Source organism: Salmonella sp. SAL04214 (genome assembly GCF_046550615.1).
Taxonomy (GTDB): domain Bacteria; phylum Pseudomonadota; class Gammaproteobacteria; order Enterobacterales; family Enterobacteriaceae; genus Salmonella; species Salmonella enterica.
In genome coordinates this window covers 64,529-80,852 of the sequence record NZ_JBGDXT010000008.1, presented here as the reverse complement: position 1 = coordinate 80,852, position 16,324 = coordinate 64,529, and the positions used below count along the sequence as shown (strand labels likewise).

The 16,324-nt window shown below is 53.2% G+C and carries 14 protein-coding genes; 3 read left to right on the top strand and 11 right to left on the bottom strand.

Annotated features, from left to right (window positions below; translation table 11 throughout):
- The 11 genes from mraY to leuO form a co-directional block, all read right to left on the bottom strand.
- Nucleotides 1-1,083, bottom strand: a complete 1,083-nt coding sequence (gene mraY, locus ACLJQD_RS14745) for a phospho-N-acetylmuramoyl-pentapeptide-transferase (RefSeq protein WP_000964138.1) — start codon at nucleotides 1,081-1,083, stop codon at nucleotides 1-3.
- Complete coding sequence (gene murF, locus ACLJQD_RS14740) at nucleotides 1,077-2,435, bottom strand: UDP-N-acetylmuramoyl-tripeptide--D-alanyl-D-alanine ligase (RefSeq protein ID WP_017441561.1); 1,359 nt, start codon at nucleotides 2,433-2,435, stop codon at nucleotides 1,077-1,079. Before murF ends, mraY begins: the two co-directional genes overlap by 7 nt.
- On the bottom strand, nucleotides 2,432-3,919 hold the full coding sequence (gene murE / locus ACLJQD_RS14735; protein WP_000775072.1) for a UDP-N-acetylmuramoyl-L-alanyl-D-glutamate--2,6-diaminopimelate ligase: 1,488 nt from the start codon (nucleotides 3,917-3,919) through the stop codon (nucleotides 2,432-2,434). Before murE ends, murF begins: the two co-directional genes overlap by 4 nt.
- Nucleotides 3,906-5,672, bottom strand: coding sequence for a peptidoglycan glycosyltransferase FtsI (ftsI, locus tag ACLJQD_RS14730; RefSeq protein WP_000642235.1), 1,767 nt, complete (start codon nucleotides 5,670-5,672; stop codon nucleotides 3,906-3,908). The genes murE and ftsI overlap by 14 nt, the downstream gene beginning before the upstream one ends.
- Before the next feature lie 15 nt (nucleotides 5,673-5,687).
- Nucleotides 5,688-6,053: a cell division protein FtsL gene (ftsL, locus tag ACLJQD_RS14725; protein ID WP_000625651.1), complete on the bottom strand. Its 366-nt coding sequence runs from the start codon at nucleotides 6,051-6,053 to the stop codon at nucleotides 5,688-5,690.
- The gene (gene rsmH / locus ACLJQD_RS14720; protein ID WP_000970444.1) at nucleotides 6,050-6,991 is read right to left on the bottom strand and encodes a 16S rRNA (cytosine(1402)-N(4))-methyltransferase RsmH; all 942 of its coding nucleotides are present in this window, start codon (nucleotides 6,989-6,991) and stop codon (nucleotides 6,050-6,052) included. The genes ftsL and rsmH overlap by 4 nt, the downstream gene beginning before the upstream one ends.
- Nucleotide 6,992: 1 nt before the next feature.
- Nucleotides 6,993-7,451: a division/cell wall cluster transcriptional repressor MraZ gene (mraZ, locus tag ACLJQD_RS14715; protein ID WP_000488294.1), complete on the bottom strand. Its 459-nt coding sequence runs from the start codon at nucleotides 7,449-7,451 to the stop codon at nucleotides 6,993-6,995.
- A 605-nt stretch (nucleotides 7,452-8,056) separates the two neighbouring features.
- Complete coding sequence (gene cra / locus ACLJQD_RS14710; RefSeq protein ID WP_000762406.1) at nucleotides 8,057-9,061, bottom strand: catabolite repressor/activator; 1,005 nt, start codon at nucleotides 9,059-9,061, stop codon at nucleotides 8,057-8,059.
- Nucleotides 9,062-9,344: 283 nt separating this feature from the next.
- Nucleotides 9,345-9,836, bottom strand: a complete 492-nt coding sequence (ilvN, locus tag ACLJQD_RS14705; RefSeq protein WP_001750262.1) for an acetolactate synthase small subunit — start codon at nucleotides 9,834-9,836, stop codon at nucleotides 9,345-9,347.
- 2 nt (nucleotides 9,837-9,838) lie between these two features.
- Entirely contained in the window at nucleotides 9,839-11,563 is a 1,725-nt protein-coding gene (gene ilvI, locus ACLJQD_RS14700; protein ID WP_023242871.1) for an acetolactate synthase 3 large subunit, read from the bottom strand.
- Between the two features lie 321 nt (nucleotides 11,564-11,884).
- Entirely contained in the window at nucleotides 11,885-12,829 is a 945-nt protein-coding gene (gene leuO / locus ACLJQD_RS14695) for a transcriptional regulator LeuO (protein ID WP_001115420.1), read from the bottom strand.
- Between the two features lie 656 nt (nucleotides 12,830-13,485).
- Between leuO and leuL the strand changes: the two genes are divergently transcribed.
- From leuL to leuB, 3 genes are all read left to right on the top strand, one after another.
- Nucleotides 13,486-13,572, top strand: a complete 87-nt coding sequence (gene leuL, locus ACLJQD_RS14690; RefSeq protein WP_001575587.1) for a leu operon leader peptide — start codon at nucleotides 13,486-13,488, stop codon at nucleotides 13,570-13,572.
- An 87-nt stretch (nucleotides 13,573-13,659) separates the two neighbouring features.
- The gene (gene leuA, locus ACLJQD_RS14685; protein WP_000082819.1) at nucleotides 13,660-15,231 is read left to right on the top strand and encodes a 2-isopropylmalate synthase; all 1,572 of its coding nucleotides are present in this window, start codon (nucleotides 13,660-13,662) and stop codon (nucleotides 15,229-15,231) included.
- Complete coding sequence (gene leuB, locus ACLJQD_RS14680) at nucleotides 15,231-16,322, top strand: 3-isopropylmalate dehydrogenase (RefSeq protein WP_000042336.1); 1,092 nt, start codon at nucleotides 15,231-15,233, stop codon at nucleotides 16,320-16,322. Before leuA ends, leuB begins: the two co-directional genes overlap by 1 nt.
- Nucleotides 16,323-16,324 lie beyond the last annotated feature (2 nt).

Here is a 16,324-nt window from a genome sequence, read left to right as displayed (position 1 = left end):
TTAACGTACCTTCAGCGTTGCCAGGCCAATCAGCACCAGCATCAGCGAAATAATCCAGAAGCGCACAATTACGCGCGGTTCCGGCCAGCCTTTCAGTTCATAGTGGTGATGGATAGGCGCCATACGGAAAATACGCTGTCCGCGTAGTTTAAAGGAACCCACCTGCAGGATGACCGACAGAGTTTCCACCACAAAGACGCCGCCCATGATCACCAGCAGAAATTCCTGACGCAGCAGCACGGCGATAATGCCCAACGCGCCGCCCAACGCCAGCGATCCGACATCGCCCATAAAAACCTGCGCCGGATAGGTGTTAAACCACAAGAATCCTAATCCCGCGCCGACAATCGCCGTACAGACAATCACCAGCTCGCCCGCATGGCGTAAATACGGAATATGCAGGTAATTGGCGAAGTTCATGTTCCCGGTCGCCCAGGCCACCAGCGCAAAGCCGGCGGCAACGAAAACAGTCGGCATAATCGCCAGACCATCAAGCCCGTCGGTCAGGTTTACGGCGTTACCCGTACCGACGATGACAAAGTAGGACAGCAGAATGTAAAACAGCCCCAATTGCGGCATAACATCTTTAAAGAACGGCACCACCAGTTGGGTCGCGGGCGTGTCTTTCCCGACGAGATAAAGCGCAAAGGCCACGCCGAGCGCGATAACCGACATCCAGAAATATTTCCAGCGCGCAATCAGCCCTTTGGTATCTTTCCGCACCACTTTGCGGTAGTCATCGACAAAACCGATAATGCCGTAGCCAATCAATACCACCAGCACGCACCAGACGTACGGATTAGACGGGTAAGCCCATAACAGAACGGAAATCACAATCGCCGTCAGGATCATGATGCCGCCCATCGTCGGCGTACCGCGTTTACTGAAGTGCGATTCCGGGCCATCGTTACGTACCACCTGGCCAAAAGAGAGTTTTTGCAGACGAGCGATCATACGCGGGCCCATCCATAAAGAGATGAACAGCGCGGTCAACAGGCTGACGATGGCGCGAAACGTCAGATAAGAAAAGACGTTAAAGCCGGAATAATATTTGACCAAATGCTCGGCCAGCCAAACTAACATGAACCTTTCTCCTGTAACGCATGAACCACATCTTCCATCGCGGCGCTGCGTGATCCTTTCACTAAAATAGTCATCATTGGTTGCTCCTGAAGCAGAGCGTGTAAACGCGCAATGAGCGCGGCTTTATCGGCAAAATGTTCGCCGACGCCGCTGGCGTGGCTGATAGCCTGACTGAGTTTTCCGGTGCTTAACACGCGATCAATACCCGCCGCTTTTGCGGCCTCGCCAACCTGGAGGTGGCACGCTTCGCTTTCTGCGCCCAGCTCGGCCATATCGCCTACCACCAGCACGCGGTAGCCGGGCATTTCAGAAAGGACCTGCACTGCGGCGGTCATCGAACCGACGTTGGCGTTATAAGCGTCATCCAGTACCAGTTGGTTTTCACTTAGCTGAATCGGGAACAGACGCCCGGGTACAGCTTTTAACGCCGCCAGCCCTGCTTTAATCGCCGTCAGCGTCGCCCCCACCGCCATTGATAAAGCAGCGGCCGCCAGCGCGTTGGCAATATTGTGCCGCCCCGGCAACGGCAGCAGCACATCAATGCTGCCCGTCGGCGTTTGCAGGGTAAATTCGGTACCGTGTGACGTCACGTGGATATTCGCAGCGGTAAAGTCGCTGTTTGCCGCATTCGGCGAAAAGCGCCACACCTGACGATCGCCAATAATGCTTTGCCAGTTCAGCCAGTCATTATTATCGGCATTCATAATCGCGATACCGTTCTCAGGCAAACCGGTATAGATTTCGCCTTTCGCTTTCGCCACGCCGGCCAGCGAGCCGAAACCTTCCAGATGCGCCGCCGCCAGGTTATTGACCAGCGCCGCTTCCGGGCGCGTCAGGCTAACGGTCCAGGCGATTTCTCCCTGGTGATTAGCGCCTAACTCGATTACCGCATAGTCATAATCATGGTTTAAGCGCAGCAGCGTTATCGGCACGCCGATGTCGTTGTTAAAATTGCCTGCGGTATACAGAGTATTTCCGCACTGGCTAAGAATCGCGGCGGTCATCTCTTTGACCGAGGTTTTGCCGGACGAACCGGTTAACGCCACCACCCGCGCCGGTACCTGCATACGTACCCAGGCGGCCAGTTGGCCAAATGCCTGACGCGTGTCTTTTACAATCACCTGCGGAAGATCGATATCCAGAGGACGACTGACCAGCAGGGCGCCAGCGCCGTTCGCTTTTGCTTTATCAGCAAAATCATGCGCATCAAAGCGTTCCCCTTTCAGCGCCACGAACAGGCATCCCGGCGTCACTTTCCGTGTGTCGGTAATGACCGTATCGAGCGTGAGATCCGCCCCGCGGTGTTCGGCGCCAAGGACATCGGCAATTTTGCTGAGCGTTACGCTAATCATGCGATCACCCCCAGCAAACGCGCTGCGGTCACGCGGTCTGAATAATCAAGACGCTGCGTGCCGACAATCTGGTAATCCTCGTGCCCTTTACCTGCAATCAGCACGACGTCATTGTCTTTTGCCTGCATAATGGCATTGGTTACCGCCTCAGCGCGGCCTTCCATTACCCTGACCTGCCCGGCGTCCAGCATTCCGGCCAGAATATCGTTGATAATGGCGCGCGGCTCCTCGGTACGCGGGTTATCGTCAGTCACCACGACGATATCCGCGAATTCTTCGGCAATGGCCCCCATGAGTGGGCGCTTACCTTTGTCACGATCCCCGCCACAGCCAAAGACGCACCACAATTTTCCGGCGCAGTGCAGGCGCGCCGCCTGCAACGCTTTTTCCAGCGCATCCGGCGTGTGCGCGTAATCCACCACCACCGTCGGTTTGCCTGGCGCAGTGAACACTTCCATACGCCCGCAAACCGGCTGCAAACGCGCGGCGGTTTTCAGCAAATCCGTTAACGGATAGCCCAGCGCCAGCAGCGTCGCCAATGCCAGCAGTAAGTTGCTGACGTTAAACGCGCCCATCAGGCAGCTTTCGATTTCGCCTTCACCCCAGCTTGAAGCAAAACGAATCGTCGCTCCGCGGTCGTGGTACTCCACCGCCTCCGCTTTCAGCCAACGACCGTGACAGTTAGGGTTGATATGCCCTTCCATTGAAACCGCGACCGCATCGGGTAGCGACGCCAGCCAGCGGCGTCCAACTTCATCATCGGCATTGACGATTGCCTGACCGTGATGGTGGGTGGAATAAAGCATCCATTTTGCCGCCTCGTAATGCGCCATATCGCCATGATAGTCGAGATGGTCGCGGCTCAAATTAGTAAACACGGAGGCGGCAAATTTCAGCGCCGCCACGCGATGCTGCACCAGGCCGTGAGAAGAGACTTCCATCGCGCCGAAGGTCGCGCCCTGCGCAACCAGACTGGCCAGCACATGCTGAACATCCACAGCGGAACCGGTTGTGTTCTCCGTCGGGATCACTTTACCCAACAGTCCGTTGCCTACCGTTCCCATCACTGCGCTGGTTTCGCCGAGCAACTGGCTCCACTGCGCCAGTAGTTGGGTGGTGGTGGTCTTGCCATTGGTGCCGGTCACCGCCACCAGACGCATGTTTTCAGATGGCTCATGGTAAAAGCGGCCCGCCAGCGCAGATAAACGCTCATTGAGCTGGCTGAGATAGACGACTGGTACGCCGTGCATTTCGCGAATCTCACCGTCGCTCGCCTCGTCTTTCGCCTCTGCAATAATGGCAGCTACGCCTTGCGCTATCGCCTGCGGGATATATCGACGCCCGTCCGCCTGATGACCCACCACTGCCACAAAGAGATCGCCCGCCGCAGCCACACGGCTGTCGAGCGTCATCTCTCGCAGTTCTCGCGCGGGTAGTCCAGCCACCCACGGAGCAAGAAGGTCGCGCAAATTACGATCTGCCACCTGTTCCCTCGCCTTGATTAATTACGAATTCATTTTTTTCGCCCGTTGCCAGCGCGTCCGGTTCGATGTTCATGGTGCGCAGAACGCCGCCCATGATGGCACCAAATACCGGCGCGGAAACGGCGCCGCCGTAGTATTTACCCGCCTGCGGATCGTTGATGACAACCACCAGCGCGAAGCGCGGCTGACTCGCAGGCGCGACGCCTGCGGTGTAAGCAATGTATTTGTTGATGTAGCGACCGTCCGGCCCCACTTTTTTCGCCGTACCGGTTTTAATCGCGATACGGTAGCCTTTAATTGCCGCCTTCACGCCGCCGCCGCCCGGCAGCGCTACGCTTTCCATCATATGCACCACGGTGCGTACGGTGGATTCAGGGAAGATGCGTTCGCCGGGTACAGGCGGATCAACTTTGGTAATCGACAGCGGGCGATAAATGCCATAGCTGCCGATCGTTGCATAGACTCGCGCTAACTGTAACGGCGTTACCATTAGCCCGTAGCCGAAAGAGAAGGTGGCCCTCTCTATGTCGGACCACCGTTGTTTTTGAGGATATAAGCCACTGCGTTCTCCGACCAACCCCAAATTGGTCGCCTTTCCTAGCCCAAAACGTGAGTAAGTATCTACTAACGCTGAGGACGGCATCGCTAACGCCAGTTTGGATACACCGACGTTACTCGACTTCTGTAGAACCCCGGTCAGGGTTAATTCGCTGTAGCGCGCCACGTCTTTAATTTCGTGGCCGTTAATTCGGTATGGAACGGTATTCAACACCGTATTTTCGTTGACGATACCGCGCTGAAGCGCAGTCATCACCACCATCGGCTTAACCGTAGAACCCGGTTCAAACACGTCGGTGATGGTACGGTTACGCATCGCGTCTTTCGGCGTACCGGCAAGGTTGTTGGGGTTATAGGAAGGGCTATTCGCCATCGCCAGTACTTCACCGGTATTGACATCGACCAGCACCGCGCTACCGGATTCCGCCTTGTTAAACGCCACCGCGTTGTTCAGTTCGCGGTAAACCAGCGCCTGTAAGCGTTCATCAATGCTTAACGCCAGGTTGTGCGCTGCCTGACTGTCAGTGGAGGAGATATCCTCAATCACGCGGCCATAGCGGTCTTTACGCACGATTCGCTCGCCAGGCTGACCGGTAAGCCACTTATCAAAGCTCTTTTCAACGCCTTCAATCCCCTGACTGTCGACGTTGGTAAAACCGATGAGGTGAGCGGTTACTTCTCCTGACGGGTAGTAGCGGCGGGACTCTTCACGCAAATGAATCCCCGGCAGTTTGAGTTTTTTGATGTAGTCCGCCATGTCAGGGTTTACCTGGCGCGCCAGATAAATAAAACGCCCTTTCGGGTTGGCGTTGATACGGGCGGAGAGCTGATCGAGCGGAATATTGAGCGCAGTAGAAAGCGCTTTCCAGCGATCGCCAACGCTGATGCCGCCGGCGTCATGAACTTCTTTCGGGTCGGCCCAGATCGCCTTAACCGGTACGCTGACCGCCAGTGGACGCCCGGAACGGTCGGTAATCATACCGCGTGAGGTGGAGACTTCCTGAACACGCAGCGAACGCATATCGCCCTGACGCACCAGCATATCCGGGGCGATAATCTGTAGCCACGCCGCGCGTCCAAGTAAAAAAACCAGCGCCAGTAAAATACAGCCGCACAGCAACGCAAAACGCCAACTGATGAAGTTGGTCTGTTCTTCCTGGCGCTTCGATTTTTGCGTTTTTGCCGCTGCTTTCATGCGTCGCGTTTATCCTTATTTTTGCACTACGATATTTTCTTGGGACGGATCAACATGCTGCATTTGCAGCTTTTCCGTTGCGATCCGCTCCACCCGGCTGTGATCGCCGAGCGCATTTTCTTCAAGGATCAGGTTGCGCCATTCAATGTCCAATGCATCGCGCTCCAGAACCAGTTGTTCACGCTGCGCGGTGAGTAAACGAGTATGGTGCGCCGTCGTGACCACCGTCACCGCCGTTAAAATGATGCAAATGAACAAGCAGAGTGGCAGCTTCCCGAACCGCAAAAGATCGTCACCGATCACGCCAGGCAAGGCATGGCGCTCGTTGCTTCCTATCGATCCCTTCACTTTGCTTAGGGCTTCTGTCACTCTGCTGATCATGCGTTCGTCCTCTCTGCGATACGCAGAACTGAACTACGGGCCCGAGGATTTTCAGCTACCTCTTTTTCACCCGGCATCAACTTGCCTAACGCTCGTAACTCACGACCGCCCAGTTTTTTGAGCTGCGCTTCCGTCATCGGTAATCCAGCCGGTACCTGCGGACCGCGGCTTTGCTCACGCATAAAGCGTTTCACAATACGGTCTTCCAGCGAGTGGAAACTGATGATTGAAAGCCGCCCGCCTGGGGCCAGTACGCTGAGCGAGCTTTTTAGCGCCTGCTCTATCTCCTCCAGTTCACTGTTTACCCAGATGCGCACCGCCTGGAAGGTACGGGTCGCGGGATGTTTGAATTTGTCTTTTACCGGGGTCGCCGCCGCAACCACTTCAGCCAGCTCTTTGGTGCGGGTCATCGGCTGTTCGCGATTGCGCTCAACAATGGCGCGAGCAATACGTTTGGCAAAACGCTCCTCGCCGAATGTTTTCAGCACCCAGGCGATATCCGCTTCCTCCGCCGTTTGTAACCACTCGGCGGCAGACTGGCCGCGCGTCGGGTCCATTCGCATATCCAGCGGACCGTCGCGCATAAATGAAAAACCGCGCTCCGCATCGTCAAGCTGCGGAGAAGAGACGCCAAGATCGAGAAGGATCCCGTCAATCTTGCCGGTAAGCTCGCGCTCGGCTACATAATCAGCCAGCGCGGAAAAAGGTCCATGAATGATGGAGAAGCGAGGATCATTAATGGTCTGCGCAACGGCGATCGCCTGCGGATCGCGATCGATCGCCAGCAAGCGCCCCTCTTCGCCCAGTTGCGAGAGGATCAGGCGCGAGTGGCCGCCGCGACCAAATGTGCCATCAATATAGATACCATCCGGACGAATATTCAGCCCATTAACGGCTTCATCCAACAGTACCGTAGTGTGTTTAAAATTTTCCATCATCTTATAGAGACAAGTCCTGCAGCCGCTCCGATAACGTTTCGGTAGCTGACTGTTCAGCGTCGATATCTTCCTTGACCTGTTGATACCAGGTCGTTTCATCCCACAGCTCAAATTTGTTGAACTGTCCAACCAGCATCACTTCTTTCGTCAGTCCGGCATGTTGCCGCAGAACTGGCGCGATCAGTAATCGACCTGCACCATCCATCTGACATTCGCTGGCATGGCCCAACAGTAAACGCTGTACGCGACGTTCTACCGGGTTCATGCTCGACAGACGAGATAACTTTTGCTCAATAATTTCCCATTCAGGCAGGGGGTAAAGCAGCAGGCATGGGTGATGGATGTCAATGGTACATACCATTTGACCGGTAGCGCTCTCGATCAGTTGCTCCCGATAACGGGTCGGCACGGTCAGGCGCCCTTTACTGTCGAGATTGACTAACGTTGCCCCCCGGAACATGCCAGTCTCACCCCTTCTTACCACTTTATCCCACAAATTCCCACTCGAAGGAGTTTACGGAGCGGAGGAAAAGCTTGTCAAGCAAGTCACAACGCTTACCTAAGTAAAAAAGCCAATGTTTACGGCGAATATCTGCGTTGATTAATTTCCGTCCAGCGCGCAAGCCAAATTAACGTTATGAATATTTGTAAGAAAAAAACCAAAGACCCACCGCCGTTTAAAACGGACTCAATATAATCCGAGAAAAATATAAAGTGTCAGTTTGCGACGCGAGCGGCATTTTAGGACATATTGCACCGTGTTAACAGTGCCTGTTTAACGTGTGCAGCGCCTGCTATACCAGCGCCTACGAGCGACTGTCGCGCCAAAGACAAAAAGTGGCTGTTAATTCGACGATTTCTTGCCTGCTTGTAACAAAACAAGACAAAGGAAAAGACTCGTTACGTCTTAATTAGTGGAATATGGACGATTTCGGACAAAAGAAAGGTAATAAAAAAGAATTTTCGGATAATTTTAAGGAATAATCTTAATTATTTAAGGGATATTTTTACTGATACGCATTTGTTTGACGGCGGCAGAAGAGAGAGTCTTTTACCGCCGGTCCTTTAGCTACGGCTCAGAATGCCGCGACGATACAGGTTTCGCCGAATACGCGTTAAGCCGGGTTTCGGTTTACGCGGTTCATCAAGACTTGCCAGCACAATCTCCAGCACGCGTTCCGCGACATCACGATGACGCTGCGCCACCGCCAGTACCGGGCATTGCAGAAAATCCAGCAGCTCATGATCGCCGAAGGTCGCAATCGCCAAATCCGAAGGCAGTTTTCCATCGCGCCGCAGCGTAACGTCCATCACGCCCTGTAATAGCGCGAACGATGTCGTAAAGAGCGCCTGCGGCATAGGATGCGTTTCCAGCCATTTCTCAAACAGCTGCGCGGCGGCTTCGCGCTCATAGCTGTTGGCATATAAGAAATTCACCTCCCGCGGATCGTCTTTCCATGCGGTGCGGAACCCCTGCTCGCGCAGGAAACTGACGGACAACTCCGGCAGCGCGCCCAAATAAAGCACCGTTTCCGCCGGGAATTTACGCAGCTCTTCCGCCAGCATCTCGGCATCATCCTGATCGGCGCCGACCACGCTGGTGAAATGTTCGCGATCCAGCGCGCGGTCGAGCGCGACGATGGGGAACGGATCGTTGGCCCAGCGCTGATAGAAGGGATGCTCCGGTGGTAACGAAGTTGAAACAATGATTGCATCCACCTGGCGTTGCAAAAGGTGCTCAATGCAGCGCATTTCGTTATCGGGCTGATCTTCAGAACAGGCGATCAGCAGTTGATAGCCACGCTGGCGTGCCTGGCGCTCAAGATAGTTTGCGATACGGGTGTAGCTCGTGTTTTCAAGGTCCGGGATCACCAGACCAATGGAACGTGTGCGTCCAGCACGCAGCCCGGCAGCCACAGCGTTAGGATGGTAATTGTGCTCACGCACTACCGCCATGACTTTTTCTACGGTTTTGTCGCTCACGCGGTATTGCTTTGCTTTACCGTTTATAACGTAGCTTGCAGTTGTGCGCGAGACACCGGCCAGCCGAGCGATTTCATCCAGTTTCACAATTGCCCCTTGTGTAAATTGTACAAACCATAACCTTTATGTCGGCATGGGTTAAAATCGTTAACATCTAAGCGCAGTTTGATCACTCCGGCAACCGCTTTTATTCCGGGTTACCACGGATTTCGCAAAAAAAAGCCCAACCGGTGATATTGGGTTGGGCGATAATTCCTGTTGGCTGATATCCGGCAAACCTGCCTGATGGCGCTACGCTTATCGGACCCGGGCCAGATATCAGCCTGCAGGCCGGATAAAACGCAACCGCGTCGTCATCCGGCGAATCTGCTCAGCGCATAACCTTATCGCCGCGCGAAAGCCCGACGACGCCTGAACGCGCCACTTCAACAATTTTCGCCACGTCGCGCAGCGAGGCCAGAAAAGCATCCAGTTTATCGCTGGTGCCCGCCAGTTGAACGGTATACAACGTTGGCGTAACGTCAATAATCTGACCACGGAAAATTTCCGTATTACGCTTCACCTCTTCCCGTCCGTAGCCGCTAGCCTGGATTTTCACCAGCATGATTTCCCGCTCAACGTGCGCTCCCTGTCCCAGCTCGCTGACGCGCAGCACATCAACCAGCTTGTGCAGTTGCTTTTCAATTTGCTCAAGCACTTTTTCATCGCCTACCGTCTGGATAGTCATGCGCGACAACGTCGGATCGTCTGTCGGCGCAACGGTCAGGCTTTCAATATTATATCCGCGTTGCGAAAAGAGGCCGATAACCCGCGATAACGCCCCAGATTCGTTTTCCAGTAATACCGATAAAATCCGGCGCATCATCAGGTCCTCTCCGTTTTGCTTAACCACATTTCGTCCATCCCGCCCCCGCGAATCTGCATTGGATAGACATGCTCGCTGCCATCAACGGTGACATCGACGAACACCAGTCGGTTATTACGCACATGCTCAAGGGCTTCGCTGAGTTTACTTTCCAGCTCATCCGGACGGTTAATCTGCAGCCCGACATGGCCATATGCTTCCGCCAGGCGCACAAAATCCGGTAACGACTGCATATAAGACTGAGAATGGCGACCGGAATAGATCATATCCTGCCACTGTTTCACCATCCCCAGATAACGGTTGTTCAGGTTCAGAACCAGTACCGGCAGTTCATACTGTAAGGCTGTCGACAGCTCCTGAATGTTCATCTGTATACTGCCATCGCCGGTCACGCAGACCACCATTTCTTTCGGCAGGGCCATTTTAACGCCCAGCGCAGCCGGTAGGCCAAAACCCATCGTGCCGAGCCCGCCGGAATTAATCCAGCGACGTGGTTTATCGAACGGGTAATAGAGAGCGGTAAACATCTGGTGTTGTCCTACATCGGACGTCACGTACGCGTCGCCCTTCGTCAGACGCCAGAGGGTTTCAATCACCGCCTGGGGTTTAATGCTTTCGCTTTCCGCGTCATATTTCAGGCACTGACGGGCGCGCCAGATCTCTATCTGCTGCCACCAGTCGCGAATATCATCCTGCGGCTGAGACGGCGCATCCTGCGCCAGTAGCTCCAGCATTTGTTCCAGTACCAGGCGGGCATCGCCCACCACCGGGATATCAGCGTTAACCGTTTTGGATATGGACGTCGGGTCAATGTCGATGTGTAATACCGTCGCGTTCGGACAATATTTAGCGAGATTATTCGTCGTGCGGTCGTCAAATCGTACGCCAACAGCGAAAATCACGTCGGCGTTATGCATGGTCATATTGGCTTCATAAGTGCCATGCATTCCCAGCATTCCTAACGACTGGCGATGAGTAGCAGGAAACGCGCCCAGTCCCATTAATGAAGAGACCACCGGCAGGTTAAAGGTTTCAATGATGTGGCGCAGCGGCGCATAGCAGGCCGCGCTTATCGCCCCTCCCCCAACATAGACCACCGGTTTTTTTGCCGACGCCAGCGTTTGCAAGGCTCGCTTAATTTGTCCTTTATGTCCTGATGTTGTGGGATTGTAAGAGCGCATACTGACCGTTTCCGGCCAGACATACGGCATTTTTTTCGCCGGATTCAAAATATCTTTCGGCAAATCCACGACCACCGGCCCAGGACGTCCGCTTGCCGCCAGCCAGAAGGCCTTTTTAAGCACCTGGGGAATATCTTCCGTCTGTTTGACCAGGAAGCTATGTTTGACCACTGGTCGGGAAATCCCCACCATGTCGCACTCCTGAAAGGCATCATAGCCAATCAATGAGGTGGCGACCTGGCCGGAAAGAATCACCAGCGGAATGGAATCCATATAGGCCGTAGCAATCCCGGTAATCGCATTGGTCGCTCCCGGTCCGGAAGTCACCAGCACCACGCCAACGTCGCCAGTGGCTCGCGCCAGGCCATCCGCCATATGCACCGCGGCCTGCTCATGACGCACCAGCACATGATCGATCCCTCCAACGGTATGTAGCGCATCATAAATATCAAGCACTGCGCCTCCAGGATAGCCGAACACCTGCTTTACGCCTTGATCGATAAGCGATCGGACGACCATCTCGGCTCCAGACAACATCTCCACGGCTTGCCTCCACTTTATACCTGTCATCACGGTTTGACGGACACCTTAACCGCTCGCTATCACGCCTGGCAATTGGGTGGAATGACGTAAAGATGGGGAAGGTTAGAATAATCAGGAGGCAAGAAGAGAAGAAATGGAGAAATACTCCGTCTGAATCACACCAGGTAATAAATAATCGCTTATAAATGCAGACTTACAGCAATTCATCTATTTTTCACAACGACGAAAAGAATCGCTCACCGTTAATTCAGCATAAAATTTTTTATATACGCTAAAAAGCAGAATAAACCAGAATTTGTTTCTGATTTATTCTGCCCGGTTTTATCGCTTACAAACAGAAACTAATAAATCTTCCATCCATTGGTGCCCTTTATCACGCCCAGCCGCTTCATGCCAGGAAAGGTAGCATGTCCGGCTATTCAGTTTTAAAGGCAACGGCAATATTTGCAGATCCAGCGACTCCGCAAACTCTTCCGCCAGCCAGCGCGGGGCAATAGCGACCAAATGCGTCTGCGAAACCACGTTCAGAACGCTGATAAGCGCCATGCCCTGATAAGCCACGCTCGACTGTTTATCCGGCGTGTCATACCACGGTTGACTAAATGACGCATAACGATCGAGAGAAACAACCGCATGTTGTTCATTATAAACATCGCCTTCCAGTAGCGGGCCGCTAATACGCGGGTGTTTTCGGCTGGCGACTAAAACCATTTCATCTTTAAATAGCGGTACGCTGGTAAACTCAGGACGACGGAATTCTTCATAACTAATAACGAACTCGGTTTCCTGATAGCGTAGCTGATGCTCAGTATTCTGATTCAACGACGCTTTAAAAACGACATGAATATTTGGCGCAATTTTTTCTACACGATTATAAATCTGTGACGTCAGGATATTATCCAGCGGACTGCACACGCAAAGATTGAATACACGTTCGCTGCTGGTCGGCTCAAACCCCGATCCCGGCAATTCATTTTGCACCAATTGTAACGCCTGACGGACTGAACCAAATAACTGAAATGCACGGGCAGTCGGCTGAATTCCTCGTCCATATCGAACAAAAAGTTCGTCATTAAACATAACCTTCAGACGCGCTACGGCGTTACTGACCGCAGGCTGCGACATTCCCAGCGTGTGGGCGGCGCGCGTAATATTCTGCTCTTGCATTACCGCATCGAACACGGTCAATAGGTTCAAATCAACCATGCGAAGCTGTGGTTTGCCCATATCTAAAAGATGCGGCTTTTCGGTTTTGACCTCTGGCATATTTAACTCCACTGTCACGCTTAACTCCCTTTTTCTGGCTGAAGGCAGAAATAATTCCTGAAAATATGATTTACCATGCATATAAAATAAGAAAAAGGGAAAGCGTTAAAATTCGGAAAACATAAAGACGCTGACAGAGACAAATAGAATGCCAGCGCAAGCGTAATGTGTCCTGAGTCACACCATTGCGATTCATAATGTTTAAATTACGCAAGCAATATAACCATAACTATGGCGAATACACAATCATACACCAAGTGAATGATCATTTAAGTTTCAATTAAATGTTTATATTATTAATAGCTAAAAAGTTAACATTAATTTATCAATAACTTTATCCTTATCCATTAAGTAAACAAGGTTATTTGTTAAAATATAAAACAAATCAAAAAGATAAACCAAACCTTTAGCATACCTTTAACAGTCCATTCCCCTAACCAATTTGCAAACAAAAATGCCTAAATATTTCAAACAATGAAAAGTATGAATGTCCACTCGTTCTTTTATCCTTTATTGGACGCGCAGCCCAGCACAATTAGCTAAAGTACGTATCCGGATATCGTCAACAAAATGCAATGGCGACAGAAAATAGAGTTGACATTAAACGGCATATCCAGTACCACTAAAAGCATAACGCATTCGCTGGAGCTGAATTAATGTCACATATCGTTCGTTTCACTGGGCTACTACTACTCAACGCATTTATTGTGCGCGGTAGACCGGTGGGCGGCATTCAACATTAAGTCAGCTCGAAGTCAAACAAAACCCGCGCCGTTGCGCGGGTTTTTTTATGCCTGACGCAAGGCACCCCTGGAGACAAGGACCACATCATGAGCCAGCAAGTCATTATTTTTGATACGACCTTACGCGACGGCGAACAAGCGTTACAGGCCAGCCTGAGCGCGAAAGAGAAGCTGCAGATTGCCCTGGCCCTTGAGCGCATGGGTGTTGATGTCATGGAAGTGGGCTTCCCGGTCTCTTCTCCGGGTGATTTTGAATCTGTCCAAACCATCGCCCGCACCATCAAAAACAGCCGCGTTTGCGCCCTGGCGCGTTGTGTAGAAAAAGACATCGACGTCGCGGCACAGGCGCTGAAGGTCGCCGACGCGTTTCGCATCCATACTTTTATCGCCACCTCGCCAATGCACATTGCCACCAAGCTGCGCAGCACGCTGGATGAGGTCATCGAACGCGCGGTATACATGGTTAAGCGGGCGCGTAATTACACTGATGACGTAGAGTTCTCCTGCGAAGATGCTGGCCGGACGCCTGTTGACGATCTGGCGCGCGTGGTGGAAGCCGCTATAAACGCCGGCGCGAGAACCATTAATATTCCCGATACCGTGGGCTATACCATGCCGTTTGAGTTCGCGGGAATCATTTCCGGCCTGTATGAACGTGTCCCCAATATCGACAAAGCCATCATCTCCGTTCATACCCACGACGATTTAGGGATAGCAGTAGGCAACTCGCTGGCGGCAGTACATGCGGGCGCGCGTCAGGTTGAAGGCGCGATGAACGGTATCGGAGAACGTGCCGGTAACTGCGCACTGGAAGAAGTGATCATGGCGATTAAAGTGCGCAAAGACATCATGAACGTACACACCAACATCAATCACCACGAAATCTGGCGCACCAGCCAGACCGTCAGCCAGATCTGTAACATGCCGATCCCGGCCAACAAAGCGATTGTCGGCAGCGGCGCTTTTGCCCACTCTTCCGGCATCCACCAGGATGGCGTCCTCAAGAACCGCGAAAACTATGAAATCATGACGCCAGAGTCCATCGGTCTGAACCAGATACAGCTGAACCTGACCTCCCGCTCTGGCCGTGCCGCCGTGAAACATCGCATGGAAGAGATGGGTTACAAGGACACAGACTACAACATGGACCACCTGTACGACGCGTTCCTGAAGCTGGCGGACAAAAAAGGCCAGGTGTTCGACTATGACCTGGAAGCGCTGGCGTTTATTAATAAACAGCAAGAAGAACCAGAGCATTTCCGTCTGGATTACTTCAGCGTGCAGTCCGGCTCCAGCGATATCGCCACTGCTTCCGTGAAGCTGGCCTGTGGTGAAGAGATCAAGGCCGAGGCGGCGAACGGCAACGGCCCGGTCGACGCCATCTATCAGGCGATTAACCGCATCACTGGCTACGACGTTGAGTTGGTTAAATACGACCTGAACGCCAAAGGCCAGGGCAAAGACGCGCTGGGTCAGGTCGATATCGTCGTGAACCATCATGGTCGCCGCTTCCACGGCGTCGGGCTGGCGACGGATATCGTCGAATCCTCCGCCAAAGCGATGGTACACGTACTGAACAATATCTGGCGCGCCGCCGAAGTTGAAAAAGAATTGCAACGCAAAGCTCAAAATAAAGAGAACAACAAGGAAACCGTGTAATGTCGAAGAACTATCATATTGCCGTACTGCCGGGCGACGGTATCGGCCCGGAAGTCATGGCGCAAGCCCTGAAAGTTATGGATGCGGTACGCAGCCGTTTTGATATGCGTATCACCACCAGCCGCTATGACGTCGGCGGTATTGCTATCGACAATCATGGTCATCCACTGCCGAAAGCCACCGTTGAAGGGTGTGAGCAGGCGGATGCCATTCTGTTTGGCTCCGTCGGCGGCCCGAAATGGGAAAATTTGCCCCCGGAAAGCCAGCCGGAGCGCGGCGCCCTGCTGCCGCTGCGCAAACATTTCAAGTTATTCAGTAACCTGCGTCCGGCGAAACTGTATCAGGGACTGGAAGCATTTTGCCCGTTGCGCGCCGATATCGCCGCTAACGGTTTCGATATCCTGTGCGTGCGCGAGCTGACCGGCGGGATCTATTTCGGACAGCCAAAAGGCCGCGAAGGCAGCGGTCAGTACGAAAAAGCCTTTGATACCGAAGTTTATCACCGCTTTGAGATCGAGCGCATTGCCCGTATCGCCTTTGAATCGGCGCGTAAACGCCGCCGTAAAGTCACCTCTATTGATAAAGCCAACGTACTGCAAAGCTCTATCCTGTGGCGTGAGATCGTCAATGATGTCGCGAAAACGTATCCCGATGTGGAACTCGCGCACATGTATATCGATAACGCCACCATGCAGTTGATTAAAGACCCGTCACAGTTTGACGTACTGCTGTGCTCTAACCTGTTCGGCGACATTCTGTCCGACGAATGCGCGATGATCACCGGCTCAATGGGGATGTTGCCCTCCGCCAGCCTGAACGAGCAAGGGTTTGGCCTGTATGAACCGGCTGGCGGCTCCGCGCCGGATATCGCCGGGAAAAATATCGCCAACCCAATTGCGCAGATCCTGTCGCTGGCGCTGCTGCTGCGCTACAGCCTGGATGCCAACGATGCGGCAACAGCCATTGAACAGGCGATCAATCGCGCATTAGAAGAGGGCGTTCGCACCGGCGATTTAGCCAGGGGTGCTGCCGCAGTCAGTACCGATGAGATGGGCGATATTATCGCCCGCTATGTCGCAGAAGGGGTGTAATC